Here is a 725-nt window from a genome sequence, read left to right on the forward strand (position 1 = left end):
TGGAAGAAGGGCAACCCAGTGTAGAGCACGTCATCTTCAGTGTAGCGGCAGCTTCTGACCGCCTGAGACCAGATTTCATACCAGTAATGATGGCTGATCATCACCCCCTTGGACGGGCCGGTGGTTCCAGAGGTGAATAGGATCGAAGAGAGATCTCGGAAACTCACCTCGATGCCGGGCGCGGTCTCCGCCCACGCGGTCAACTCGTCATAGCCCAGACTCCCGACGCTGGGCCAGCTTGGCAGTCGCGGTGGGGCGCCGTCGTTACGCCGCACTACCAAGTGGCGTAGCGATGGCAGTTGATCGACGATTACCTCCAGGTGCTCCAGGTACGGCTCGTCGGCGAGCAGGGCCACGCAGTCGGTATGGTGGATCTGGTGGGCAAGACCTACGCCGCGCTGGGCCACGTTGATCGGCACATTGACCGCCCCGATCTTGTTGAGGCCGAACCAAGCGTAGAGAAACTCTGGACAGTTGGGCAGCATCAGTGCCACTTTGTCCCCCGGCCGCACCCCGAGGGCTAAGAAGCCGTTGGCCGCCCGGTTGATACAGGCATTTAGCGCCTCAAAGGTAATCGCGCCTTCACGAAACTGGAAAATTTCCCGATCCGGGAATCTCCGCGCCTTGTCCTCGAGGATTTGCGGCAGCACCCGCTCGGTCTGGGCATACTCCTGCATCCGCCACGTTGCCCACTTGCGTTCTGCGCGCTCGAACTTGTCGTCCCA

General features: G+C 60.8%; 1 protein-coding gene. It reads right to left on the minus strand.

The window, feature by feature from the left end:
• A partial coding sequence (locus HALTITAN_RS24370) for a class I adenylate-forming enzyme family protein (protein ID WP_152419317.1) occupies window positions 1–725 on the minus strand: 725 nt, incomplete at both ends.

Origin of the sequence: Vreelandella titanicae BH1, from assembly GCF_000336575.1 — a bacterium.
GTDB lineage: Bacteria > Pseudomonadota > Gammaproteobacteria > Pseudomonadales > Halomonadaceae > Vreelandella > Vreelandella titanicae.